General features: G+C 69.6%; 22 protein-coding genes. 11 read left to right on the top strand and 11 right to left on the bottom strand.

Going from position 1 to position 23,310, the window contains the following annotated elements; genetic code table 11:
- Positions 1–7 precede the first annotated feature (7 nt).
- The gene (locus tag ACWDSJ_RS01565; protein WP_450028727.1) at positions 8–1,885 is read left to right on the top strand and encodes an alkyl/aryl-sulfatase; all 1,878 of its coding nucleotides are present in this window, start codon (positions 8–10) and stop codon (positions 1,883–1,885) included.
- Positions 1,886–1,890: 5 nt separating this feature from the next.
- Here the strand turns inward: ACWDSJ_RS01565 and ACWDSJ_RS01570 are convergent, their stop codons facing one another.
- Positions 1,891–2,559 (bottom strand): GAP family protein, encoded by a 669-nt coding sequence (locus ACWDSJ_RS01570; RefSeq protein WP_450028728.1) that lies wholly within the window; start codon positions 2,557–2,559, stop codon positions 1,891–1,893.
- A complete protein-coding gene (locus tag ACWDSJ_RS01575; RefSeq protein ID WP_450028729.1) occupies positions 2,552–4,255 on the bottom strand; it encodes a SulP family inorganic anion transporter in 1,704 nt (567 codons plus the stop codon). The genes ACWDSJ_RS01570 and ACWDSJ_RS01575 overlap by 8 nt, the downstream gene beginning before the upstream one ends.
- A 236-nt stretch (positions 4,256–4,491) precedes the next feature.
- Here ACWDSJ_RS01575 and ACWDSJ_RS01580 point away from each other — a divergent pair, with 236 nt between their 5' ends.
- Positions 4,492–4,938, top strand: a complete 447-nt coding sequence (locus ACWDSJ_RS01580; protein WP_450028730.1) for a DUF7144 family membrane protein — start codon at positions 4,492–4,494, stop codon at positions 4,936–4,938.
- Between the two features lie 14 nt (positions 4,939–4,952).
- On the opposite strand, the gene ACWDSJ_RS01585 is transcribed toward ACWDSJ_RS01580, so the two are convergent.
- Both ACWDSJ_RS01585 and ACWDSJ_RS01590 read right to left on the bottom strand, forming a co-directional pair.
- Positions 4,953–6,317, bottom strand: a complete 1,365-nt coding sequence (locus ACWDSJ_RS01585) for a DUF1214 domain-containing protein (RefSeq protein WP_450028731.1) — start codon at positions 6,315–6,317, stop codon at positions 4,953–4,955.
- Between the two features lie 173 nt (positions 6,318–6,490).
- Entirely contained in the window at positions 6,491–7,534 is a 1,044-nt protein-coding gene (locus tag ACWDSJ_RS01590) for an Lrp/AsnC family transcriptional regulator (RefSeq protein WP_450028732.1), read from the bottom strand.
- A 95-nt stretch (positions 7,535–7,629) separates the two neighbouring features.
- Between ACWDSJ_RS01590 and ACWDSJ_RS01595 the strand changes: the two genes are divergently transcribed.
- The 8 genes from ACWDSJ_RS01595 to ACWDSJ_RS01630 all read left to right on the top strand — a co-directional run bounded on the left by ACWDSJ_RS01595 (position 7,630) and on the right by ACWDSJ_RS01630 (position 14,891).
- Positions 7,630–8,826, top strand: coding sequence for a M20 metallopeptidase family protein (locus ACWDSJ_RS01595; protein ID WP_450028733.1), 1,197 nt, complete (start codon positions 7,630–7,632; stop codon positions 8,824–8,826).
- Positions 8,827–8,834: 8 nt separating this feature from the next.
- Positions 8,835–10,136, top strand: a complete 1,302-nt coding sequence (locus ACWDSJ_RS01600) for an MFS transporter (RefSeq protein WP_450028734.1) — start codon at positions 8,835–8,837, stop codon at positions 10,134–10,136.
- Positions 10,137–10,227: 91 nt separating this feature from the next.
- Positions 10,228–10,929, top strand: coding sequence for an NAD-dependent epimerase/dehydratase family protein (locus tag ACWDSJ_RS01605; RefSeq protein WP_450028735.1), 702 nt, complete (start codon positions 10,228–10,230; stop codon positions 10,927–10,929).
- A gap of 44 nt (positions 10,930–10,973) precedes the next feature.
- Positions 10,974–11,147 (top strand): hypothetical protein, encoded by a 174-nt coding sequence (locus ACWDSJ_RS01610; protein WP_450028736.1) that lies wholly within the window; start codon positions 10,974–10,976, stop codon positions 11,145–11,147.
- A gap of 59 nt (positions 11,148–11,206) precedes the next feature.
- Entirely contained in the window at positions 11,207–12,151 is a 945-nt protein-coding gene (locus ACWDSJ_RS01615) for a hypothetical protein (RefSeq protein WP_450028737.1), read from the top strand.
- A 249-nt stretch (positions 12,152–12,400) separates the two neighbouring features.
- Positions 12,401–13,519, top strand: a complete 1,119-nt coding sequence (locus ACWDSJ_RS01620; protein WP_450028738.1) for an FAD-dependent oxidoreductase — start codon at positions 12,401–12,403, stop codon at positions 13,517–13,519.
- Between the two features lie 51 nt (positions 13,520–13,570).
- Positions 13,571–14,164 carry a TetR/AcrR family transcriptional regulator gene (locus ACWDSJ_RS01625; RefSeq protein ID WP_450028739.1) on the top strand — a complete coding sequence of 198 codons (594 nt, stop codon included), beginning with the start codon at positions 13,571–13,573 and terminating at the stop codon, positions 14,162–14,164.
- An 82-nt stretch (positions 14,165–14,246) separates the two neighbouring features.
- Positions 14,247–14,891 carry a hypothetical protein gene (locus tag ACWDSJ_RS01630; RefSeq protein ID WP_450028740.1) on the top strand — a complete coding sequence of 215 codons (645 nt, stop codon included), beginning with the start codon at positions 14,247–14,249 and terminating at the stop codon, positions 14,889–14,891.
- A gap of 13 nt (positions 14,892–14,904) precedes the next feature.
- Here ACWDSJ_RS01630 and ACWDSJ_RS01635 read toward each other — a convergent pair whose 3' ends face one another.
- Complete coding sequence (locus tag ACWDSJ_RS01635; protein WP_450028741.1) at positions 14,905–15,468, bottom strand: TetR/AcrR family transcriptional regulator; 564 nt, start codon at positions 15,466–15,468, stop codon at positions 14,905–14,907.
- 66 nt (positions 15,469–15,534) lie between these two features.
- Between ACWDSJ_RS01635 and ACWDSJ_RS01640 the strand changes: the two genes are divergently transcribed.
- Positions 15,535–16,560, top strand: a complete 1,026-nt coding sequence (locus ACWDSJ_RS01640) for a zinc-dependent alcohol dehydrogenase (protein ID WP_450028742.1) — start codon at positions 15,535–15,537, stop codon at positions 16,558–16,560.
- Between the two features lie 93 nt (positions 16,561–16,653).
- Here ACWDSJ_RS01640 and ACWDSJ_RS01645 read toward each other — a convergent pair whose 3' ends face one another.
- The 6 genes from ACWDSJ_RS01645 to ACWDSJ_RS01670 form a co-directional block, all read right to left on the bottom strand.
- The gene (locus ACWDSJ_RS01645) at positions 16,654–16,896 is read right to left on the bottom strand and encodes a hypothetical protein (RefSeq protein ID WP_387357555.1); all 243 of its coding nucleotides are present in this window, start codon (positions 16,894–16,896) and stop codon (positions 16,654–16,656) included.
- A gap of 206 nt (positions 16,897–17,102) precedes the next feature.
- On the bottom strand, positions 17,103–17,411 hold the full coding sequence (locus tag ACWDSJ_RS01650) for a Rieske (2Fe-2S) protein (RefSeq protein ID WP_450028743.1): 309 nt from the start codon (positions 17,409–17,411) through the stop codon (positions 17,103–17,105).
- A complete protein-coding gene (gene nirB, locus ACWDSJ_RS01655) occupies positions 17,408–19,882 on the bottom strand; it encodes a nitrite reductase large subunit NirB (protein WP_450028744.1) in 2,475 nt (824 codons plus the stop codon). Before nirB ends, ACWDSJ_RS01650 begins: the two co-directional genes overlap by 4 nt.
- A gap of 17 nt (positions 19,883–19,899) precedes the next feature.
- Positions 19,900–20,253, bottom strand: coding sequence for a molybdopterin oxidoreductase (locus ACWDSJ_RS01660; protein WP_387357960.1), 354 nt, complete (start codon positions 20,251–20,253; stop codon positions 19,900–19,902).
- Positions 20,246–22,369 carry a molybdopterin oxidoreductase family protein gene (locus ACWDSJ_RS01665; RefSeq protein WP_450028745.1) on the bottom strand — a complete coding sequence of 708 codons (2,124 nt, stop codon included), beginning with the start codon at positions 22,367–22,369 and terminating at the stop codon, positions 20,246–20,248. The genes ACWDSJ_RS01660 and ACWDSJ_RS01665 overlap by 8 nt, the downstream gene beginning before the upstream one ends.
- A 120-nt stretch (positions 22,370–22,489) precedes the next feature.
- Positions 22,490–23,287, bottom strand: a complete 798-nt coding sequence (locus ACWDSJ_RS01670) for a hypothetical protein (RefSeq protein WP_450028746.1) — start codon at positions 23,285–23,287, stop codon at positions 22,490–22,492.
- Between the last annotated feature and the right edge of the window lie 23 nt (positions 23,288–23,310).

Below are 23,310 nucleotides of genomic sequence, written 5' to 3' on the forward strand. Positions count from 1 at the left end.
GCGCGATATGGCATCGAAAACAGCATCGGCATCCATCGCTGCCCGGAACAAGGCGCTGCGGGACAGTCTGCCGTTCGCTGACACCCAGGACTTCGACGACGTCAACCGCGGACTGATCGCCCGGCGTTCCCCGAACGCGGTCACGGCCGAGGACGGGACGGTGCTCTGGGACAACGACACCTACGCCTTCCTCGACGGCGAGGCCCCCGACACGGTGAACCCGAGCCTGTGGCGCCAATCCCGGCTCGTGGCCGTGGACGGCCTGTTCGAGGTGGTGCCCGGCATCTATCAGGTGCGGGGCATGGACCTGTCGAACACCTCGTTCATCGAGGGTGACGACGGGGTGGTCGTGGTCGACACGCTGTTGTCGGTGGAGACCGGGCGGGCCGCGCTGGAGCTGTATCGCGCCCATCGCGGCGACCGGCCGATCAAGGCGATCGTCTACACCCACTCCCACGCCGACCACTTCGGCGGCGTGAAGGGCTTCGTATCGCAGGACGAGGTCGACAGTGGGGCGGTGCGGATCTTCGCCCCCGAGGGGTTCCTCGAACACGCGGTGTCGGAGAACGTTTTCGCGGGGACAGCGATGAACCGGCGTGCCGGATACATGTACGGCGCCGCGCTCGCCCGCGGTCCGCAGGGCCAGGTCGGCGCCGGGCTCGGGCAGACCCTCTCGATCGGCACGGTGTCGCTGATCGCGCCGACCGATATCGTCACCACCACCGGTGACGAGGTCACCGTGGCCGGGGTGCGGATGGTGTTCCAGATGGCTCCCGACACCGAGGCGCCCGCGGAGATGCTGGTGTACTTCCCCGACTTCCACGCCCTGTGCGCCGCCGAGGACGCCACCCACACCTTTCACAATCTGCTCACCCTGCGGGGTGCGGTCGTGCGGGATCCGCACGGCTGGGCCAACTATCTCACCGAGACCATCGACCTGTTCGGCGGCGACGCCGAGGTCGTCTTCGCCTCCCACCACTGGCCCACCTGGGGTAACGAACGAGTCCGGACGTTCCTGTCGACCCAGCGCGATCTGTACGCCTACGTCCACGATCAAACCCTGCGCTTGATGAACAAGGGCCTGACCGGTCCGGAGATCGCCGAGGCCATCGAGCTGCCGCCGTCGCTCGAGAACGCCTGGAGCGCGCACGGCTACTACGGCTCGGTCTCCCACAATGTGAAGGCGGTCTACCAGCGGTATCTGGGCTGGTTCGACGGCAACCCGGCGAACCTGTGGCCGCACCCGCCGGTCGAGCAGGCCAAGCGGTACGTCGAGTTCATGGGCGGTGCCGACACGGTGGTGGACAAGGCCCGCGAGTCCTTCGAGAACGGTGATTTCCGTTGGGCCGCACAGGTTCTCAACCATGTCGTGTTCGCGCAGCCCGATCACGCGGCGGCCCGCGAGCTGCTGGCCGACACCTACGAGCAGCTCGGCTACGGCGCGGAGAACGGTACCTGGCGCAGCTGGTACCTGTCGGGCACGACCGAACTGCGCCACGGTGGTTTCGGCACTCCCACCGAGACCACCGCGCCCGATGTCGTCGCGCAGCTGTCGCCGACCATGTTGTTCGACGCCATCGCGATCCAGATCGACGGGCCCCGCGCGTGGGGCGAAAACCTGACGATCGACGTGGCGCTCACCGATCTCGACCAGCGCTACCGGCTGCGCCTGGCCAACGGTGTCCTCACCTACAGCGCCCGCCCGCAGGCCGGCGCGGCCGACGCGACGCTGACCACCACCAGCCGAACGCTGCCCACCCTGGCCTTCGGCGGATTCTCCGGCGACACACCAGGAATCGAGCTCGAGGGCGACGCGTCGGCACTACAACGCCTGGCCGCCGTGCTCGACCCGGGCGACAAGAACTTCGCCATCGTCACCCCCTGACCGGATCAGGACCGCACCGACATCAGATTCACGATCCCGCGGATGGTGAACAGCGCCCCGAAGGCGAACAGCACCGCGATCGACATCGCGCGATTGTTGCGGACCATCCAGTCCTGCGCGGTGTCGAGGGCGGTGCGGGCGCGGTCGCCGAGGGCGAGGTAGACCCCGATCGGGATCAGGAAGTCCAGTGCCGCGGCGGCGAGCAACAGCGCGGTGGCGAGGAAGGCCGCGCCGGGGCCGGTGTGGGAGCTGGAGATCAGGCTCATACCGGAGATCATGATGAACAGGTTCGGGTTGACCACCGCGAAGGCGATCCCGATCACGAAAGCCCTTCTCGGACCGGCGTTTCCGAGTTCGTCGAGCCATTTCGGGGTGGTCGCCGCGGCGGCGCGGGGTCGGGTCGCGACCCAGGCTCCGGCGGCGAGGAAGATCAGGCCGACGGCCAGCCCGGCGGCGGAGGAGGTGTGCGGGGAGGTCGATCCGGGGTCGGAGGCGCCCCCGAGCAGGGCCGAGACGACGATCAGGGTGTAGGTGAGCATGAACGCGCCGCCGAAGGCCCGCGCGTTGCGCACGGGCTGCTGCGAATGCAGCAGCAGGATGCAGCCCGCGATCGCGCCGGGGGTGATGATCAGGCCGATCAGTTCCGGGAGCAGTCGCAGCAGCAGCTCACCCATGGTCGCCTCCTGGGGTCGTGTCCTCGGGCAGGTCGGCCACCGCGGCCGTCACGGTCGGGTACACCCCGATCGGGGTGGCGGTGGTCTCCGACGCGCCGAGCGTGTCGCCGAATTGCCCGATGGGCCGGGCGATCCGGAAGCCGACGCCGCGGCGGGCCAGGGCGGCGCGCAGGTCGTCGAGCATGGCCGCGGCGGTGACGTCGATGCTCGGCGAGGTCTCGGCGTCGAGGACGACCAGTCGGGTCCGGTCGGTGCACAGGCTCGTGACGCGCTCCCGGACGTAGTCGGCATTGGCGAAGTACAGCCCGGATTCGACGCGGACCACCAGCAGGTCGGGCCGCCGCGGCAGGCCCGGGTGCCGGTCGGCGTCCAGCCACAGCGTGCCCTGTTTCACCACGGGTGCGACGTGCGGGCGGGAGGTGCGATAGACCAGCAGCAGCATGGAGATGCCGATGCCGATGAGCAGTCCGGGCAGCGTGTCGAACAGCAGCACGCCGAGCATGGCCGCGGCCGCGGCGAGGAAGTCCGCGCGCGCCGCGTGGTCGTAGATGCCGCCGAGGCGCTCGGTCCACACCCGGTACAGCCGCCGCAGTCCGGCGATGTCGACCAGTTCGACGACCGCGGCGATGACCACGCCGGCCAGCGTCGCCTCGGGCAGTTTCTCGAACAGCCCGGTGAGCAGCAGCAGGGTCAGCACCGTCAACGCCGCGACCACGAGCCCGCTCAATTGCGTTCTGGCCCCGGCGGATCCGTTGACGGCGGTCTTGGACAGGCTGCCGTTGACGACCATCCCCGACGCCAGACCGGAACCGAGATTGGCCGCGCCGAGGCCGAGCAGTTCGCGATTGGCGTCGACGGTGTAACCCGCCTTGGCCGCATAGGTTTTCGCCGCGCCGAGGCCCTCGGCGAATCCGATCAGCAGGACACCGATCGCGGGCCCGGCCAGATCGAGATAGTCCCCGAAGTCCGGGCCATCGGGCAGGCCGAGGGCGGGCAGGCCCGAGTCGATGTGCCCGACGATGGCGACCCCGTGGTCGTCCAGATCGAACACCGCGACCGCGGCGATGCCCAGCAGCACCGCGAGCAGCGAACCGGGAACCAGGGGGAGCCAGCGTTTCACACCCAGTACGACCGCCAGGCTGAGCAGGCCGAGAACCAGTGTGCGCCAGTGCGTTTCGCCGAGATGGGTGAGCACTCCCCAGGCCTGCCGGAAGAAGTCGCCCTCGTGCTTGCCGATGCCGAGGAGCTTGGGAACCTGGCCGATGATGATGGTGAGCGCCAGCCCGACGATGAACCCCTTCAGAACCGGTTCGGAGATGAACGAGGCAACGAAACCCAGCCGAACGAGCCCCGCCAGCAGCCCGGCCGCCCCGGTGACGAGGGCCAGCGCGGTGGACAGCGCGAGGTAGCGCCCGCCGTCGGCCCCGGCGAGGGGCGTGACGATCGCGGCGGACAGGGCGGCCGTCGCCGACATCGGCCCGACCACCAGATGCCGCGAACTGCCCGCGAGCGCGTAGAGGACCAGCGCGGGCACCGCGGCGTAGAGACCGGTCACCGGCGGCACGCCCGCGATCGAGGCGTAGGCCAGCGCCTCGGGAACCAGCACGGCCCACACGGTCAGACCCGCGACGACGTCGGGCCGCAGCCACGCGCGGCGGTATCCGGCCAGCGACTCGAAGATCGGCGCGCGGGTCACGGACGGCCGTCCGCGCGGGAGATCAGGGCGGCGGCCGCACCCCTCGCCGAGAGGACCCCACGCGCAGCCCTGTGCATGGGACCGACCCTAATCAGGGTTTCGGCGCAACCCTCACCCGTTCGGGGTGAGATCGCCGCTGTCGATCCGGATGTCGAGCCGGACGCGGGCCGGAGTCGGCCGGGATCACCCCGATCGGATGACGCCGCCCCGCAGGCGGCGTTCCTAGCGTGGCCGTCATGACGACGTATCTGCAAGAGCCCCACCCGGTTCGGCAGGGTTTCGCCGCCGGGATCACCATGTTCGCCGCGGTGATGCTGCTGCTCGCCTGGATCATGTCTGTGCTGCAAGGCATTTCGGCGGTGGCGCGCGACGAGGTGTTCCTGCGTGTCCCCGAGTACACCTACCGGATGGACCTGCCCACGTGGGGCTGGGTGCACATCGTGCTCGGCGCCCTCGCGATCCTCGTCGCCCTGGCGATGATGATCGCCGCGCGCTGGGCCCTGATCCTCGCCGCCGTCGTCGCGGCGGTCTCGATCGTGGCGAATTTCCTGTCGCTGCCCTACGCGCCGTGGTGGTCGGTCGCGACGATCGTGGTCGATCTGGTGGTGCTCTGGGCCGTCTCGACGTGGCGGCCCTACGCGCCCGTCGTGCTCGAACGCGTGCGCCCGGTCGCCGGGCGCTGACGGCGGCATGTGCGTCACACTGCGCCGGGAATTTCCCTGTGGTCGATGATCTCCGGGTCCTCGAGGCGCCACTGCTTGTTCATCACCTCGGGCCCGACACCGTAGAAGCGGAACATCAATTCGAAGGTCTCGCTCTCGCCGGTTTCGATGAAATTCGCGTCCCGGCCCGGCGCCGCGTTCGGCCCGAAGTACACGTCGACGGAGCCGTCGGCGTTGACGTGCAGACCGGGTTGCTGGGACGACACCGAGTATTTGGTGTTGCCGCGGATGAAGGTGTGATCGTGGCCGTCGTACATCGACACCGACCAGTACTGGGATACCGGCACGTCGGCCGGTACGCGCATGCGGTAGGTGCGGTTCGAACGCAGGATCTCCCCGTCCCGGTCGCGGAGGTTCACCAGATAGAACTGCCCGACGCCGAGGCGTTTGAGGCCGATGAACGCCATGTGATAAACCACCGCGCGATCGGTGTAGGGATAGACCTCGCCGTCGGCGAAGTTGGTGCTCTGCCCGGCGATGAAGTCACGCCCCGCGGGGAAGAACCAGTGCCGGCCCGCATAGAACGGCGGGTCCGATCGGTAGACCGCGCGAATCCACTCGAGTGCTTCGCGCACAGCGCTTTTCAGCAATTCCACCCGCCGGGCATCGGGCTCGAACTTCGTACCGCGTTCGATACCGACCGTGGTCAGCATTTCGGCGAACGCGCGGTCACGCGCCAACCAGGGTTCGGCCTGCACGACCCGGTCGAGAGCTTTCCAGAATTCGAGAGTCTCGGGAATGCGGGTGTCGACCAATTCACCCGCGAGGTCTCGCCTCGGCGTCTCGGGCGGGTCCGCGGCGTCGGCCAGACGGTAGATGCGAATGCCCTGGCAGTAATCCAGACCCGCGTCGAGGGCTGATTGGGTTGCCTCGGGCAGCACCGTCCGCAGGAGCGCGTACACCCGATTGGTGTCGGACCGGAGCACGAGATAGCCGTCGGGCGGCGTTTCGTCGTAACCAGGGGGGAGGAGCAGATACCGCGCCCCGCGCCCCTGGTCGGCGCCGAACTTCCCGACGTCTTCGAGCGGGACCTGCCAGACATTGCACAGGCTGCCGTTGAGCACATGCTGCTCGTTACCCGGGGGGATCTCGACGACGATCGGTCCGTCGCGGCCGACGTCCAGGAAGGCCATGTAGTAGATGAGGTCGGGGTTCGGTGTCAGAGTCTGGTTGCGCCAATCCAACAGCTTCGACCAGTACAGGAATTCGATCGCGCCCCGTGGTGCCATGACCGACCGCATGATCTCGTAGTTCACCGCGGCCATACCCCACACGGCTGCTTCCACGGCTCGCCGATGCACGGCACGATCCGTGGGATTCGGCATTGCGGAATCGGTCATTATCGGCCTCTCGCGGAATGAGATTCACCTGCTCCTGCGACCGCCGAGCGGCCCGGCAAGTCGAGGTCAGCATCCATGGACCGGGGTCCGATCGGTTCATCCGAAAGGGATGAACCTGGAGTACACGGGAGCGTCGGCGCACGCCGAACCTCGGGAAGGAGGCGCCGCGCCGGTCAGGGTGGCGGCGGGTGACCCGGATCCGCCCAGATCTCCATCGGGATCGTCGCCACGCTGCGGCCCGCCGAGTCCAGGATGCGGCCCATGCGTTTGAGGAACCGCAGCACCATCGACGTGCCCAGCACGGTGAACCGCGGCGCCTGGGCGGACAGCCGCGACTCGACCACCGGCACCTCGTGCACCGACGGCAGCGAGAAGCCCACGGCGAGATTCGGTTCACCGCCGGACACGCGCATGCAGACCCGCGCGCCGGGGACGCCCAGCACCGCCTCGACCGTCGCCCGATCGTTCGGATCGGCGCGACCCCAGACCCACATGCCCACCGGCCAACTCGACAGCGACAGCGCCAGATCGCAGCGCAGCACCAGGCGGCCGCCCGCGATCATGCCGTCGAGGCGGCGGCGCACCGTGGTGAGGCTCGATCCGGTTTCGCTCGCCAGATCCGACAGCGGGGTCCGCCCGTCCTCGCCCAACCGCAGGGCCAGCGCGCGATCGGTCGCGTCGAGCGGCCGGGGTTTCGGCGGGCGCGCGGGCCAGGGCCGCACGCTGTCGAGCAGCCGGGCGCGCTGCCCGGCGTCGAGCACCCGCAGCTGCCACTGGTCGCCCATGCGGTAGACCCGAGTCACCAGCATGGTGCTGGTCGCGGCGACACCGGGCACGGCCGACAGCGATTCCAGCAGCAGCCTCGACAGCTCGACCACTCCGCCCACCGAGATCAGCAGGGACAGATCGTGTCTGCCGCTGATGTGCTCGACGCTGAGCACATGCGGCCAGCGGGCCAGCTGCCGCGCGGTGTCGTTGACGGTCCCGTTGGCGCAGTCGACCAGAACGATGGCCAGACAGGAGTCGGGCGCGCCGGTGGCACGGCCGCTGACCCAGGCCACCCCGGCCGCGTGCAGCCGCTGCCAGCGCCGGGCCACCGTCACCGGATCGACCTCGAGGACCGTGCCCAGCCGCTGCCAGGTGGCCCGCGGCGCGATCTCCAGGCAGTTGATCAGCGCCAGATCCAATTCGTCCAGCGCCGGGACAGAATCCTGCATATCCACCCCGGTTCGTCGAATTTCCTGCGATTTCACGGGCTTTTCCGCCGACCTCGACATCCTGTCACGATCACGCACGACAGGAAGGGTCGAGAATGCCCCCCGCTCCGGAAATGCATGCGCTGCACCAGGATCTGGTGCGACTGCGCCGAGAAATCCACGCGGACCCCGAGATCGGCCTGCGGCTGCCGCGCACCCGGCAAAGGGTGCTCGACGCGCTGGCGGGACTGCCGCTCGAGATCACCGTCGGCCGCGAACTCGATTCGATCACCGCCGTCCTGCGCGGCGGGCGGTCCGACCGCGTCGTGCTGCTGCGCGGCGACATGGACGCGTTGCCCCTGACCGAACGCACCGGCCTCGACTACGCCGCGCGCAACGGGGCCATGCACGCCTGCGGCCACGACCTGCACACCGCCATGCTCGTGGGCGCGGCCCGGATGCTGTGCGCGCGGCGGGCGGAACTGGCCGGGGACGTGATCTTCATGTTCCAGCCGGGGGAGGAGGGCGCGGACGGCGCGGCCAGGATGATCGACGCGGGCGTGCTGTCCGCGGCGGGCTCGAAACCCGTTGCCGCGTATGCGATTCACGTCATGTCCGCGCGATTTCCGCACGGGGTGTTCACCACCCGGCGCGGACCCCTGATGGCCGGCGCGGACCTGCTGACGGTGACCGTGCGGGGCACCGGCGGGCACGGCTCGGCCCCGCATCTCGCGCACGACCCCCTCCCCGCGGCCGCCGCCATGGTCGGTGCGCTGCCCGGGATGGTGTCGCGCACCGCCGATCCCGCCGCCACGGCGGTGCTGACCATCGGGGCGATCCACGCGGGCACCGCCGGGAACATCCTCGCGGCGCACGCCGAACTGCACGGCACCTTGCGCTGGCACCACGCGCCCACCCGCGACGCGCTGCGGAAGGGATTCGAACGCGTCTGTCGTTCGATCGCCGACGCGCACGGCGTGACCGCCGACCCGCAAGTGACCGAGTACCTCGACGTCACCGCCAACGATCCGGGCGAAGCCGACTTCGCGGCGACGACAGTCGCCGAAGTGCTTGGGCCGCAACGCTATCTGGACCTGGCCGGGCCGCTGTACGCGGGCGAGGACTTCTGCCGGGTGCTGGATCGGGTGCCCGGCGCCATGGTCCTGCTCGGCGCCTGCCCCCGCGACGCCGATCCGGCGCACGCCTTCGACAATCACTCGCCCTATGCGGTGTTCGACGACGCGGTGCTCACCGACGGCGCACTGGTGTACGCCGAACTCGCCGCTCGCCGACTCGCCGCCGATATCGCGTGAGGTCGCTCATGTCCACCACCGCATCCACCGAGAATGCCTCTCCCACAAGCGCTTCCGCCGCGCCCCGCCCCTGGCGGACGTTGCTGTCGACCGGCGCGGGAAACGCCCTGGAGTGGTACGACTGGGCCATCTTCGGCACCTTCTCACCGTTCTTCGCGCACGCGTTCTTCCCCGGCAAGAGCGGGATGCTCGCCCTGCTGTCCGCGCTGATCGTCTTCGCGATCGGATTCGTCGTGCGGCCCATCGGCAGCCTGCTGTTCGGCTGGTACGCCGACCGTCGCGGCCGCCGAGTCGCGCTCATCGCCGCCATCGCGTTGGCCGCGGGAGGCAGTCTGCTGATCGGCGTCACACCCACGCACGCGGCCATCGGCCTCGGCGCGCCGCTGTTGCTCGTGCTGGCCCGTCTCGCCCAGGGGCTCGGCCACGGCGGCGAAATGCCCGCTGTGCAAACGTATCTCGCGGAATCGGCGCCGCCCGGCCGCCGGGGGCGCTGGGCCTGTTTCATCTATGTCTCGGGCACCGGCGGCATCGTCGTCGCCACCGTGCTGGGCGCGGTGCTGAGTGGGGCGTTGAGCAAGGCGGAGATGAGCGCCTGGGGGTGGCGGGTGCCGTTCGTGCTCGGTGGCGTCGTCGGTCTCTACACGCTGGCAATGCGCGTGCGCCTGCCGGAGAGCACCGCCTTCGCGCCCGGCACGCGCTCGCCGCTGTGGCGGGAGCTGTGGACCCACCGGGCCGCGTGCGCCCGCTCCTTCGGCCTGACCATCGGCGGCACCGTCGCGTTCTACCTGTGGGTGATCGGGACACCGGCGCATGTCGTTGCCGCCCACCGGATTCCGGCCGCCGAGGTGCTGTGGATCAGCGTGCTCGCGTCCGTCTTCATGATCGCCCTACTGCCCGCTTACGGCATCGTCTCCGACCGCATCGGGCGACGCCCCGTCCTGCTGGTCTTCAGCCTCGGCACCGCCGTCGTCGTCTATCCCGCCACCGCGCTGCTCGACCGCGGCCCCTGGGAGTTGGCCCTCGCTCTACTGCTCGCCATGGTCTTCCTCGCGGCCTTCGCCGCCGTCATTCCCGCGGTGTACGCGGAACTGTTCCCCGCCGGAATCCGTGCCACCGGAAGCGGTCTCGGTGCCGCCGTGGCCACCGCGGCCTTCGGCGGCACCGCGCCCTACCTCCAGACCTGGCTCACCAGCACCGGCCACGCCCACCTCTTCGCCGCCTATGTGCTGGTTTTGATGCTCCTCAGTGCCGCGGTCACCTGGTTCACCCCGGAAACGCGGGATATCCCGATGTTGACATTGCTTACATAGCCCTCCTATGCTGTGTTAGCACTGTAAACATGACGTCCGGTTCCGCCACCCGGGCCCCGGTGTCGACACCCCACCACCTCGAGGAGACCCCATGCAGACCGTCCTCGGCGCAGGCGGACCGATCGCCGACGAACTCGTGCACGAACTTCACCGCACCTACACCAAGGAAATTCGCCTCGTCAGCCGCAAGCCGTCGCGGGTCGACGACACCGACGAACTCGTGCCCGCGGATCTCACCGACACCGAGGCCACCCGCCGCGCCGTCGCGGGCAGCGAGATCGCCTACCTCACCGTCGGCCTGCCCCTGGACTCGGAGCTGTGGGAGCGTCAGTTCCCCGTCATCATGCGCAATGTCATCGACGCCTGCGCCGAACACGGGACGAAGCTCGTCTTCTTCGACAACACCTACATGTATCCCGGAACGTCGGCACCCCAGACCGAATCGACGGCATTCGCACCGGGCGGCCCCAAGGGACGTGTCCGTGGCCAACTCGCCACCATGTTGCTCGAGGCGATACGGGCCGGTCGGGTTCAGGGCCTCATCGGCCGCGCCCCCGAGTTCTACGGGCCCGGCTCGACCAAGAGCTACACGAATTCGCTGGTGTTCGACCGCATCAGGGCCGGGAAGCGGCCGTTCGTCCCGGTCGACGCCCACACCGCACGCTCCCTGATCTGGACCCCCGACGCGGGCCGGGCGCTGGCCCTGCTCGGCAACACCCCGATGCCTACGGCCAGACCTGGCACCTCCCGATCGACCCGAACCGGCGAACCTACGCCCAGCTCATCGAATTAGCCAGCGAGGTCACCGGCCGCAAGATCGGCTACACGGTACTGCCGATGCTCGCCTTCCGCCTCGCCCGCCACGTCGTCAAGCCGCTCGGCGAAATGTACGAACTGATCGACCGCTACCGCGCCGACAACATCTTCGACAGCTCGAAGTTCGCGGCCCGCTTCCCCGCCTTCCAGGTCACCACCTATCGAGAGGGAGTGGAGCGAATCCTCGCCGACTGACCGCCGACCGCGCGAGGGGTAATCCTTCTGCGGCAACGAACAATTGGCGAAATAGCGCCATGACACCAGAGTCCGGCTACGACCTCGACGAACTGCGTCACGCCGTAACGGCACGGTTGAGTGGGTGGCGTACGTCCGCCGACGGCTTCGGTTTCGCGCACGCCGATGGCCGACCTGCGGCAACGACTATCCGTGCACGTTCCTGCGTACGGCCGAGTTCGGGTCTGATCGCGGAGATGGGCCGCCAGCGCGCCGAGAACGACGGCACGTTCGATCGGTCCGGTCCGGTGCACATGGTGACTCCGGTGGTGGCCGTCGACGGGGCGGCGGAGCCAAGCGTCGATTACCAAGAGGCGACGGCGTGGCGCAACGTTCTTCTGCCGGGGATGACCCCGTGCTACCTGTTGGAGGATCCCCGCGCGGCCGGAGCGCCGTCGGCGCGGTCGTGGTTCTTCACCTTCTTCCTCGACTCGCGGGATCAGACACTCTCGGCGCCAATGGATTTCGATTGGGTGGCCCACCGGGTGCGGTACCGGGGATTGCTGGTGTCGCTGGTCGATGACGACGGTCGACGGGGCGCGACGGTGTACGAGAACCAGCAGTTCCCCCGGTTCTATCACCCGTATACCGAAGGGCGGGGCCGCTATTGGGATATCGAAGTGAGAACTCCACCATCGGAGGCCGGGATCTCTCGGTGTTTCGCGGTCTTGGCCAAAGCGGTCGCACGCCGGGCGGCAATCGCCGAAAGCCTGCGCCCGATGTCGCTCTCGTGGCAGCAGGGTAATCGCGCGGAACTGGTACTGCGCGACGAGAAGAGCGGGCGTTGCTATGGCCTGGAGTTGACAGTCCCTACCGACGCGGACATCGACCGCGGCGATTTTCTACTGCCGTCGGAGCCCGGCGGTCTCAGCGCAGTGCTTGTCGAACCCGAGCAATACGCTGCCGGGCAAGTGCACCGTCTGCGGCATCACCTCGGCGTACGAGGCGATCGCGACAGTGGTTGAGCCACAAGGGTTTTCGGCGCGAAACGCCATGGTATCGTTGCCCGCTCCTGGACCGCCCGAACCCGAGGAATTGCTCAGCACCCGAACCCGGGTTAGATTCGTGGTGTCGCGAAAAACGATGTCCCGCGGACTTGCTCGCCGGATATCGCGCACACATCGATGCAGGACGGTTCCGATCGGTGAGCGTCTCCGTGCCGAGGTCGGGCGTCCCGCCCGCTCCCGGTGTCGAACGCAACCGAGGAGCGCATCATGCGGAAGACCGTCACCATTGTCGGAGCGGGACTGGGTGGGCTGACGCTTGCCCGGGTGCTTCAAGCCCACGGCGTCGCCGTTACGGTCTACGAGGGTGAGGCGTCGGCGTCGGCGCGAGGGCAGGGCGGTCTGCTCGACATCCATGAGGAGACCGGGCAGGTCGCGCTGCGCGCCGCGGGCTTGTATGACGAGTTCCGGGTTCTGGTCCGGCCGGGTGAGGACGCCAAGCGCGTGGTCGACCGCCTCGGCACGATCCTGCTCGACCGGCCCACGGACTCCCGTTCGTCTCGCCCCGAGGTGGACCGCGGCGAACTCCGGCGCTTGCTCATCGACTCGCTCGCCCCCGGGACCATCCGGTGGGGCCACAAGGTGACCGCGCTGCGGCGCCACCCGACGGGCTTCGACCTCGTCTTCGCGGCGGGTTCCACCGTTCGCGCCGATATCGTCGTCGGCGCGGACGGCGCTTGGTCGAAGGTCCGGCCGCTGCTCACCCGGGCCGAGCCGCGCTACAGCGGCACCTGCTTCGTCGAGATCGCCCTCGCCTCAAGCCGTCGGGATCACCCGGCGAGTGTGGCGATGATCGGCAGCGGCACGCTCATGGCGGTCGCGCCGGGTCGGGGCATCATCGTCCATCGCTACGCGGACGGCGGTGTGCGCGGTTACGTGGCGTTGAACAAGCCCGAGGAATGGATGCGGTCGATCGACTTCGATGACCCGGCCGCCGGTCTGCGTCGCCTCGCCGACGAGTTCGACGGCTGGTCACCGCTGCTCACCACGTTCGTGACGGCCAGCGACGCGCGGCCGTGGCTCCGGCCGATCCACGCGCTCCCGGTCGGCCTCGCCTGGGACCGGGTGCCGGGCGTGACGCTCGTCGGCGACGCCGCGCACCTGATGTCGCCCTTCGCCGGTGAAGGCGCCAACCTCGCCATGTACGACGGCGCCGACCTGGCCCGCGAACTGGCCGAGCACCCCGACGCCGAGACCGCGCTCGCCGCATACGAGAAGCGACTCTTCCCCCGCAGCCACCAGATCGCCGCCCAGTCGGCGCACAACCTCGCGACCTTCTTCGGCCCGCAGGCGCCGAACAGCGTGGCCGCGCTGTTCGCCCGCACCTAACGGCCGGGGTGCTCGACGGTACCGATCGTTCTATCTGCTACCTTCGAGCGGATGGTGCGCAACGCTCGAGGTCAGGTGTCCGAGGCGCGGTCGCGGCTGCTCGGAACGGCCACCCGGATTTTCTACGCGGAGGGTCTGCATTCCGTCGGGATCGATCGGATCGTCGCGGAGGCGAAGGTCACCCGCGCCACCCTGTACCGGCACTTCCCCGGCAAAGAGGACCTCGTCGTCGCGTATTTGCAGAGTGTGCACGAGATGGAGTGCGAGGGGATCGGCACGATCCTCGCCGACGACCTCTCGGCCGCCGACAAACTGCGAGCCATCGCCGGGTCGATCGCCCAGGGCATCCGCTCGGCCGATTTCCGCGGCTGCGCGTTCCTCAATGCCGTCGCGGAGTATCCCGATCCCGCGCATCCCGTGCATCAGGCCGTCCTCGCGCACCGCGAGTGGTTCCTGAACACCGTCACGGACCTGCTCGCGCAGGTCGGCGACACGCCGCCGGAACTCGCGGGCCGGCATTTCGTGATGCTGCGGGACGGCGCGATGGTCTCCGGTTGCCTCGCCGACCCGGCCGATGTCTGCGACACATTCCTACGCGGCGTCGACGGGATCCTCCAGCATCGCATCGAATCCGCCTCGAAGTAGCGGCCGTCGGTCGCTCGCTACCGCCACATCGGCCGCCCAGGGGGTAGAACGTTCGGTCTTGACTTCCCGCGGCACCCTGGTCATGCTGATCCGAGATAGAACGTTCGTTCTTCCGGGAAAACGCCCGGACGATGAAGGGATCAAAGTGACTACTGTCGACTCGCCCGCCGTAGCCGGGTTCGCCCCGGCGCTGCGCCGGTTGTACCTCGTGCGGTTCGCGTTCGCCATCGTGTGGGCGGCCCTGATGTTCCTTACGGCCGGGTCGGGCCTTGGGGTGATCGGCGGCGTCCTGCTCGTCCTGTATCCGCTGTTCGACGTGGGATCGGCCCTCGTGGACGCTCGCTCGGCCAAGAGCGGCGGATCGGTCACCGGCCTGTACGTGAACATGGCGATCAGCCTGCTCGCCGCGCTCGGTATCGGGATCGCCGCCGCGTCCGGCATTCCGGCGGTATTGCGGGTGTGGGGCGCCTGGGCGATCGCGGCCGGGCTGGTCCAGCTGATCGTCGCGCTAGGCAGGCGCGCGATGGGCGGTCAGTGGCCGATGATCCTCAGCGGCGGCATCTCGGTGCTGGCCGGAGCCAACTTTGTCGTCAGCGCCTCGGCGGCGGACCCGACGCTGTCCAGCGTGGCCGGTTACGCGGTCCTCGGCGGCATCTTCTTCCTCGTCTCGGCGATCCGCCTCGGCCGCGCCGGTGAGCGGAACCGACGCTCCGTCGAAAAGCCCTGAGCGACAGGGTATTTCAGCTCACCAGTCGGCGAATCGCCGCCTTGGCGGCCGTCAGCGCGACCACGTCACCCGCGACCCGCGACAACAGCAGCGCGCCCTCGATCTGCGAGACGACCGCCGTCGCGATCGACTCGGCGTCCTCGGCGGACCGGCCGTCGGCTCGCAACCGCTCGGCGAGGGCGTCGCACCAATCCTGGAACGCGCGCGCCGAGGCGGCCCGGACGGCGGGACTGGAGTGCACCGATTCGGTGGCCGCCGGAGCGATCGGACAACCGTCGCGTTCGTCGGCCCCCAGGGCGGCGGCGAGACCGTCGATCCACCCGTCGGTGACATCGGCGACGGGGAGGTCCGAACGCAGGGCGTGGCGGAGCTGACGGGCGATGGCGGCACCCGCGGATTCGACCACCGCCGCCGCCAATTCCTGTTTGCCCCCGGGGAAGTGGTGATAGAGCGAGCCGGGTTTGACCTCGGCGACCTCGAGGATCTGGTTGACGCCGGTGGCGGCGTACCCCTGTCTGCGGAACAGCGTCGCGGCGCTGTCGACGAGTGCGGTGCGGCTCTGATCTCTGCGGGTCACCCTGTTGACTTTACTTGAGAGATCGTTCAAGAATACTTGAGTGGTCTTTCAAGAAAGGGTTGCGCGATGAAGCAGCTGATGTTCACCGAACCGGGCCGATGCCGATGGCAGGAGATTCCCGACCCCGAGCCGCCGGGACCGGGGCAGGCGCTGGTACGGCCGATCGCGGTGGCCTGCTGCGACCTCGATGTGGCGGTCGCCCAGGGCCGCGCGCCGCTGCCGCCCGGATACGCGGTCGGACACGAGGGCATCGGCGAGGTGATCGCGATCGGCGACGAGGTGACCTCGGTGGCGGTGGGCGATCGCGTCGTCGTGCCGTTCCAGATCAATTGCGGCGCCTGCCGGACGTGTCGGCGCGGCCGGACCGGATCGTGCGAATCGGTGCCGGGCCGCGCGATGTACGGGCTGGGTTCGATCGCCGGATTGGACGGGGGCGGATTCCTCGCCGACGCCGTCCTGGTCCCGTACGCGGACGCCATGCTGGTCCCGGTGCTGCCCGAGGTGGATCCGGTCGCGGTGGCGTCGCTGTCGGACAACATCCCCGACGGCTGGCGCACCGTGGGCCCCTACCGAGATCAGCTCGACGCGGCCGATCCCGCCGATCGGCGGATGCTGGTGGTCGGCGGACTGTCGATCGGCCTGTACGCCGCGGCCTTTGGTGTCGCCTACGGCGCGCGGATCGACTACGTCGACACCGACGCCCACCGCCTGGCCGCCGCCGAGAAGCTCGGCGCGATCCCGCACGACCGCCCCGCACCCGACAGCGCCTGGGACCCCTACCCCCTCACCGCGAACACCTCCGCCGACCCGGCCCTGCTGGCCGCCGCCCTGCGCGCCACCTGGCCCGGCGGCACCTGCACCGACACCGGCATCTACTTCGGCGCGACGGTGGACGTGCCGATGTTCGAAATGTATTCCCGCGGAGTGCGTTTGGTCACCGCGCGCGCCGACGCCCGGGCCGACATCCCCGCGGTCCTCGACATCCTCGCCGCCGGGCACACCCTCGCCCCGGTGGTCGACCGGACAGTCGCGTGGGGCGAGGCCGCCGACATCTGGCCGACCATGACCACCAAGGTCGTGTTCGTCCGCTGATCGTCGCTGTCACTACGAGACAGGACCCGGCCGCGATCGAAACCCTTGGGGCACTTGGTGATTCGGCCTCACCCTCGCGACGTTGAACCGCGACTACGGCGTCAGGAAGTGCAGCCGCCACAACTGCGGCTCCCACGGGTCGCTGACATTGTCGCAGTAGTATTGCACCGCCTGGCGATGCTCGATCTTGTACTCTCCGGCCGCGTCGCACGCCGCGTAGGTGCTGAAATCCGCCGTGTACCAGGTGCCCGCGTACGCGGGGGCGGCCGCCAGCACGCCGCTCACACCGATCCCGACGGTCGTCGCGGCCGTGGCAGCGATCGCTTTGATGTTCATGCGTTTGCTCCTCAGTTTTCCCCGCACAGCCGGGGAGCGGATCATGTGGTTCCAGTCGGAACCGCGTGAAGGGTAACCGGCTTGGAGCTCATCCGGTGATCGCCGACCCGACTTCTTAAGGAGTACTTGATGATATCGGCCGCCACGGTTCCGCCCGCGTCCTCGACCGCGCGGGCGGCGGTCCGGAGAAGCCGTGGCGCACAGTGTTATCCGAGGACCACCCGAACCGCACCGTCCGAATCCACTGTGGCCGTGTGGGAACGGACCGGTGCCCCGCCGGTGGATTCGGCGCCGGTCGCGAGGTCGTAGGTGCGGCCGTGGAGGGGGCAGACGACCGTGGCGCTGTCGATCAGGCCGTCGGCGAGGGGCCCGCCGCGGTGCGGGCAGACGGCGTCGAGGGCTCGGAGGGTGCCGTCGCGGAGGTGGTAGACGGCTATCTGGCGGTTGTCGACGACGAAGGTGCGGCCTTCGCCGAGGGGGATGTCGGCGAGGGTGCCGATGATGTGGCCGGTCATCGGGCCGGTACCCGGGGGAGGGGGATGAGGGGAAGGGCGGGGCGGTAGCGGTCGGGGCTGGTCTGCTCCGGGGTGGACCACGGATCATGATATGCCGCAACGGATTCGCTCATGGCGGCGTCGAGTTCGGCGGCCAGGCCGTCGCGGTCGTCGACGACGACGGCGCGGATGGTGTCGATGCCGATCCGCGGGACCCAGGCGTAGGTGCGTTCGAGCCAGTTGGCGTTCTCGCGGTAGTACTGGAGGAACCGCCCGGCCAGGGTGAGCACCTCGTCGGGGGTGTCGACGGTGGCGAGCAGGTCGCCCTTGCGGATGTGGGCGCCCGCCGCGCCGCCGACGTAGATCTCCCACCGGCCGCCGTCGATGGCGACGACGCCCAGGTCCTTGCACAGCGCCTCGGCGCAGTTGCGGGGGCAGCCGGTCACGGCCAGTTTCATCTTGGCGGGGCCGGGGATGCCCTGGAAACGCTGTTCCATCGCGATGCCGAGCGCGGTCGAGTCGCCGAGGCCGTAGCGGCAGAAGTCGCTTCCCACACAGGTTTTCACGGTACGGAAGCTCTTCCCGTAGGCGTGCCCGGAGGGCATCCCGAGATCGGCCCACACCGCGGGCAGGTCCTCCTTGCGGACGCCCAGCAGATCGATGCGCTGCCCGCCGGTGAGCTTGATCATCGGCACGCCGTACTTGTCCGCCACATCGGCGATCCGGCGCAGCTGGTCGGCGGTGGTGACCCCGCCCTGGATCTGCGGCACCACCGAGAACGTCCCGTCCCGTTGGATGTTCGCGTGCACGCGGTCGTTGATGAACCGGGCGTCCGGCTCGTCGACGAACTCCGCGCCCCACATCATGTGCAGCAGCGACGCCAACCCCATCTTCGAGTTCGCGTCCTCCCGCCCGTCCGGCGCGAGCGCCGCGAAAACCGAAGACACCGAATGCAATCGGAGCTCCCGGATCAACCGCATCAGCTCCGGTTTCGGGTACGGAATCCCCGGCACGTACCACGAGGCGGACGGATCCTCCGCGACGGCGCCGCCGGCCGCCCACTCCACGATCTGCGTCACCAGCGTCTTGCACGAGCCGCAGCCCTTCCCGGCGCGGGTGGCCGCCATGACCCCGGCCACCGACTGCTCCCCGCCCCGCACGCAGTCCACCAGCGTCGCCTTGCTGACGCCGTTGCAGTTGCAGACCTGCGCGTCGTCGGACAACTCGGCCGCGCCGACCTCGACCGGCGGGGTGCCCAGGTCGAACAGCAACGACACCCGTTCCGGCGGCAACGGCAGCCCGCGGTCGAAGGCCTGCATGAGGAAGGCGACCTTGCGCACGTCGCCGAGCAGCGTGGCCCCGACCAGTTTGTCGTCGCGGATGACGATCGTCTTGTAGACCCCCAGTCGCGGCTCGCTGAACTGCACGAACTCGTCGTCCTCACGCTCGGGCGCCTTCAGCCCCATCGAGGCGACGTCCACCCCGGCCACCTTCAGCTTCGTCGCCGTGCGCGAACCGTGGTATCGCGCAGCGGGATTCGCGCCGGTGATGTGGTCGGCGAGCACCACGGCCTGCTCCCACAGCGGGGCGACCAGCCCGTACACCCGGCCCCGGTGCTCGGCGCACTCGCCGACGGCGTAGACGCGATCGTCGTCGACGCTGCGCATGTGGTCGTCGACCACGATCGCGCGCCCCACGGTCAGTCCCGCGCCGCGCGCGAGCCCGACGTTCGGCCGAATGCCCGCGGCGACCACGAGCATGTCGCAGTCGACACCGGTGCCGTCGGCGAACACCACCCCGGTCACGCTGCCGTTCTCGCCGCGCACCCCGCGCGTCGAGGTGCCGGTGTGCACGGTGATGCCCAGCTCCTCCACCGAGCGGCGCAGGATCGCCCCGGCCGGATCGTCGAGCTGCGCGTTCATCAGGGTCGTCGGCGAATGCACGACGTCCACGGTGAGCCCGCGCTGCTGGAGTCCGCGCGCTGCCTCCAGCCCGAGCAGGCCGCCGCCGATCACCACCGCGTGGGTGCGGTCGGCGGATTCGTCGATCATCGACAGGCAGTCGTCGAGCGAGCGGAAACCGAAGATGCCGCGCAGCAACGTCTTGTCGTCGGCCCACATCCCCTCGATCGGCGGGAAGAACGAGCGGCTGCCGGTCGCGATGATCAGCCGGTCGTAGCGCAGCGCCGTGCCGTCGTCGGCGTGCACGATGCGCGCGAACCGATCCAGCCGCACCACCCGGACCCCGGCGCGCAGATCGATGTCGTTCTCGGCGTACCAGTCCAGCGGATTGAGATAGATCTCGGCCGTATCGTCCACTCCCGCAAGCACATTCGACAGCAGGATCCGATTGTAGTTGCCGTACGGTTCGTCGCCGAAGACGGTGATGTCGAACAGGTCGCCGCCGCCGCGGGCGAGGATCTCCTCGACGGCGCGGGCTCCGGCCATGCCGTTTCCGATGACCACCAGTCGCGGCTTGTTCGTCGCGTCCATGTCGTCGTCCTTTCCCGTCAGATCTCGATCATGCCCAGGTCGATGACCACCGTGCCCGCCGCGTCGAGGGGCGCGAGCAGCCGCAACTCCAGCACCGTGTCGCCGAGCAGCTCCTCGACCACCCGCAGCGAGACGTGCAGCGAGCCCTTCGCCGCGATCGGGAAGTACCGCATCAGCGCGCCGTCGCGGTAGAGCCCGACGGTGATCATCTCGTCGGTGGAATTGCCGCCGCGGAAATACACCGGCTGCACCGTCGCCCCGGGCGGCACGACGTAGCGCAGCGCGTCGTCGAGGGTGATCGGATCGGCGAAACCCTTTCCGCGGAAATCGAATACGCCTTGCAGGAATCGTGGGGTGCTGCCGTCATTCATCATGCTGCTCGCCTTCGTCGTCGCAATCGTGGGCCGGGACGTACTTGTCGACCGCCACCGCGCACACCTTGAACTCGGGCATGCGCGAATGCGGGTCGAGAGCGGGATTGGTCAGCAGGTTCGCCGACGCCGCGCCGCCCCAGTGGAACGGGACGAACACGGTGTCGGCGCGCACGTCGGGCGTGGTGCGCGCGGTCAGGACCGCCGCGCCCCGAGGGGTGCGCAGGCGCACCAGGTCGCCGTCGCGCACGCCGAGGCGCAGCGCCAGCGAACCGTGCAGCTGGGCGGTGGCGACCGGTTCGGCCTCCCGGAGCCCGCGCACGCGGCGGGTCTGGGTGCCGGACTGGTAGTGGCCCGCCAGCCTGCCGGTGGTGAGGTAGTACGGGTAGTCGTCGTCGGGGGTCTCGGCGCTGCCGCGGTGTTCGACGGCGTGGAAGCGCGCCCGCCGGTCGGGGGTCGGGAAATCCACGGTGAACAGGCGCGGGGTGCCCGGGTGCCGGGGCGAGGGGCAGGGCCAGAAGACGCCCCGCTCGGCGGTGATCCGCTCGTAGGTGATTCCGGTGTAGTCGGCCTTGCCGCCGGTGCTGGCGCGGCGGAGTTCGGCGAAGACCTGTTCCGGATCGTCTTGGAAGTCGTTGTGGCCCAGGCGTTCCGCGAGGGCGCGCAGGACCTCGAGGTCGGTGCGCACGCCCGGCGGCGGGGGGATCGCGCGGTCGCGCAGGATCACCCGGCCCTCGAGGTTGGTCAGCGTGCCGGATTCCTCCGCCCACTGGGTCGTGGGCAGGACGACGTCGGCGAGTTCGGCCGTCTCCGAACGGAAGATGTCGGAGACGACGAGAAAGTCCAAGGCCCGCAGTCGTTTTCGGATGTGTCCGGCGTTCGGGGCGGAGACGGCGATATTGGACGCCAGCACCCACAGTGCCCGGACGCCGCCGGAAGTGCCCAGGGCGTCGAGCATCTCGTAGGCAGAGCGGCCGGGGCCCGGCAGCGACGCCGCCGGGACGCCCCACACCCCGGCGATGTGCTCGCGGGCGGCCGGATCGTCCAGCCGCCGATAGCCGGGGAGCTGATCGGCCTTCTGGCCGTGCTCGCGGCCGCCCTGACCGTTGCCCTGGCCGGTGATCGAGGCGAACCCGCTGTATTCGCGGCCCGGAAGCCCCAGTGCCAGAGCGAGATTGATGAACGCCGACACCGTGTCGGTGCCCGTGCTGTGCTGTTCGGCGCCGCGGGCGGTGAGGACGATCGCGCGTTTCGCCGTGCCGAGCATGCGCGCCGCCGCGACCAGATCCGCCTCGGCCACGCCCGTGATCCGCTCCACGCGGTCGGGCCAGTACAGTCGCACCCCCCGGCGCACGGCGGCGAAACCCGTGGTGCGCGCGGCGATATAGGCGTCGTCGATCAGGCCCTCCCGGACCGCGAGGTGCAGCATGCCGTTCGCGATCGCCAGGTCCGTGCCGGGGACGGGTTGCAGATGCAGGTCCGCGAGGGCGGCGGTGGCCGTGCGCCGCGGGTCCACGACGATCAGCCGGCCGCCGCGCGACCGGCATTCGTCGAGGAACCGCACCGCGGGCGGCATGGTGTCGGCGGGATTGGCGCCGACCAGCAGCACCACGTCCGCCTCGGCGAGGTCGGCGAGGGGGAACGGGAGGCCGCGGTCCACGCCGAACGCCCGTTGCGCCGCGGTCGCGGCGGCGGACATGCAGAACCGGCCGTTGTAGTCGATCGCCGAACTGCGCAGCGCCACCCGCACGAATTTGCCGAGCTGATAGGACTTCTCGTTGGTCAGCCCGCCGCCGCCGAAACATCCGACGCTGTCGTTCCCGTAGGCGCGACGGGCCGACTCGAACTCCCGGGCGATCCGGTCCAGCGCCTCGTCCCAGCTCGCGGGCCGAAGCGGCCCACGCCGGTCGGCACGGATCAGGGGCTCGGTGAGGCGCTCGGGATGGTTCAGCAACTCCGCCGCCGTCCAGCCCTTCGCGCACAGCCCGCCCCGATTCGTCGGGAAGTCCGATCGCGGCGCGAGCGTGACACCGGAACCGTTGGCCGACAACGTGATTCCACACTGCAGCGAACAGTAGGGGCAATGCGTCCGGACCATCGCTGCCACCATGAGCATCAACCGTTCGAATCGACCACGACGGGAAGATCCCACCGTATGCAGGGGGTGTTTCGGAGATATTGCGGTGATGCATCGGGCGTGAAGCGAGTTCCCCGGAGATTGCCCGGCCGCGCGGTCCTATCCCTCGGCCGCTCGAATCCTGTCCATCGCGTCGGTGATCGCGTCGGTGACGACCGTGGTGGCCGCGGTCTGTACTCCCGTGGCGGTGTCGGCGGCCGCGGCCGCCGCCCGGTCCGGATCGCCGGTGGTCGCCAGGGCGCGGGCCGCGGCGTCGGGGACCTGGAACGCGCCGGACAGGACGTGGTTGAAGGCCGGGAAGGCCACGGCCGCACCGACATTGATCGCCTCGATCACCGTGACCTGCTCGACGCCGTGCGGCGTCGCCGGCGGCGGGGGATCGGGCACGATCGGCGCGTGGAGCGCGGCGTAGGTGTCCTGGCGGGCGGTCTCGACGGGCCCGGCGGTGGGCAGCCCGTGCGCGGCGGCCGTGCCCACGTCGAGCAGGCCGACCACGCCGACCTCGAAGGCGTTCAACGCCCTCGGGGCCACCAGCGTGCCGTCGGCGAGGATGGCCCGCTCGGCGGCGGCGTCGGTGGGGCCGGTGACCGACGCGGCGGCGATGCCGATCGAGGTCATCGTGTCGTTCGTCCGGGACGCGGAGAGGTAGACCTCCGGCGCCTGCCGCATCGTGGTGAGTGCCGTCGCGCCGGTGTCGACGAGCAGCGGGCAGATGATCGAGCAGTAGGTGAACTGGTTGTTCACGAAGCTGGTGACCAGCGCGCCCGGGGGGAGCGGGGTGGTCTGGTCGGTGTCCGGGGGCGGGGGAGTCGCGGAGGCGGTGGTCGTGGCGGCGACGGACGCCACGGCGATCCCGGTGGCCGCGAGGCCGGCGTGCAGGCAGGTTCGTATCCGCATACAGATCGAACGAGGCGCGGGGG

The organism is Nocardia sp. NPDC003482, from assembly GCF_053588115.1.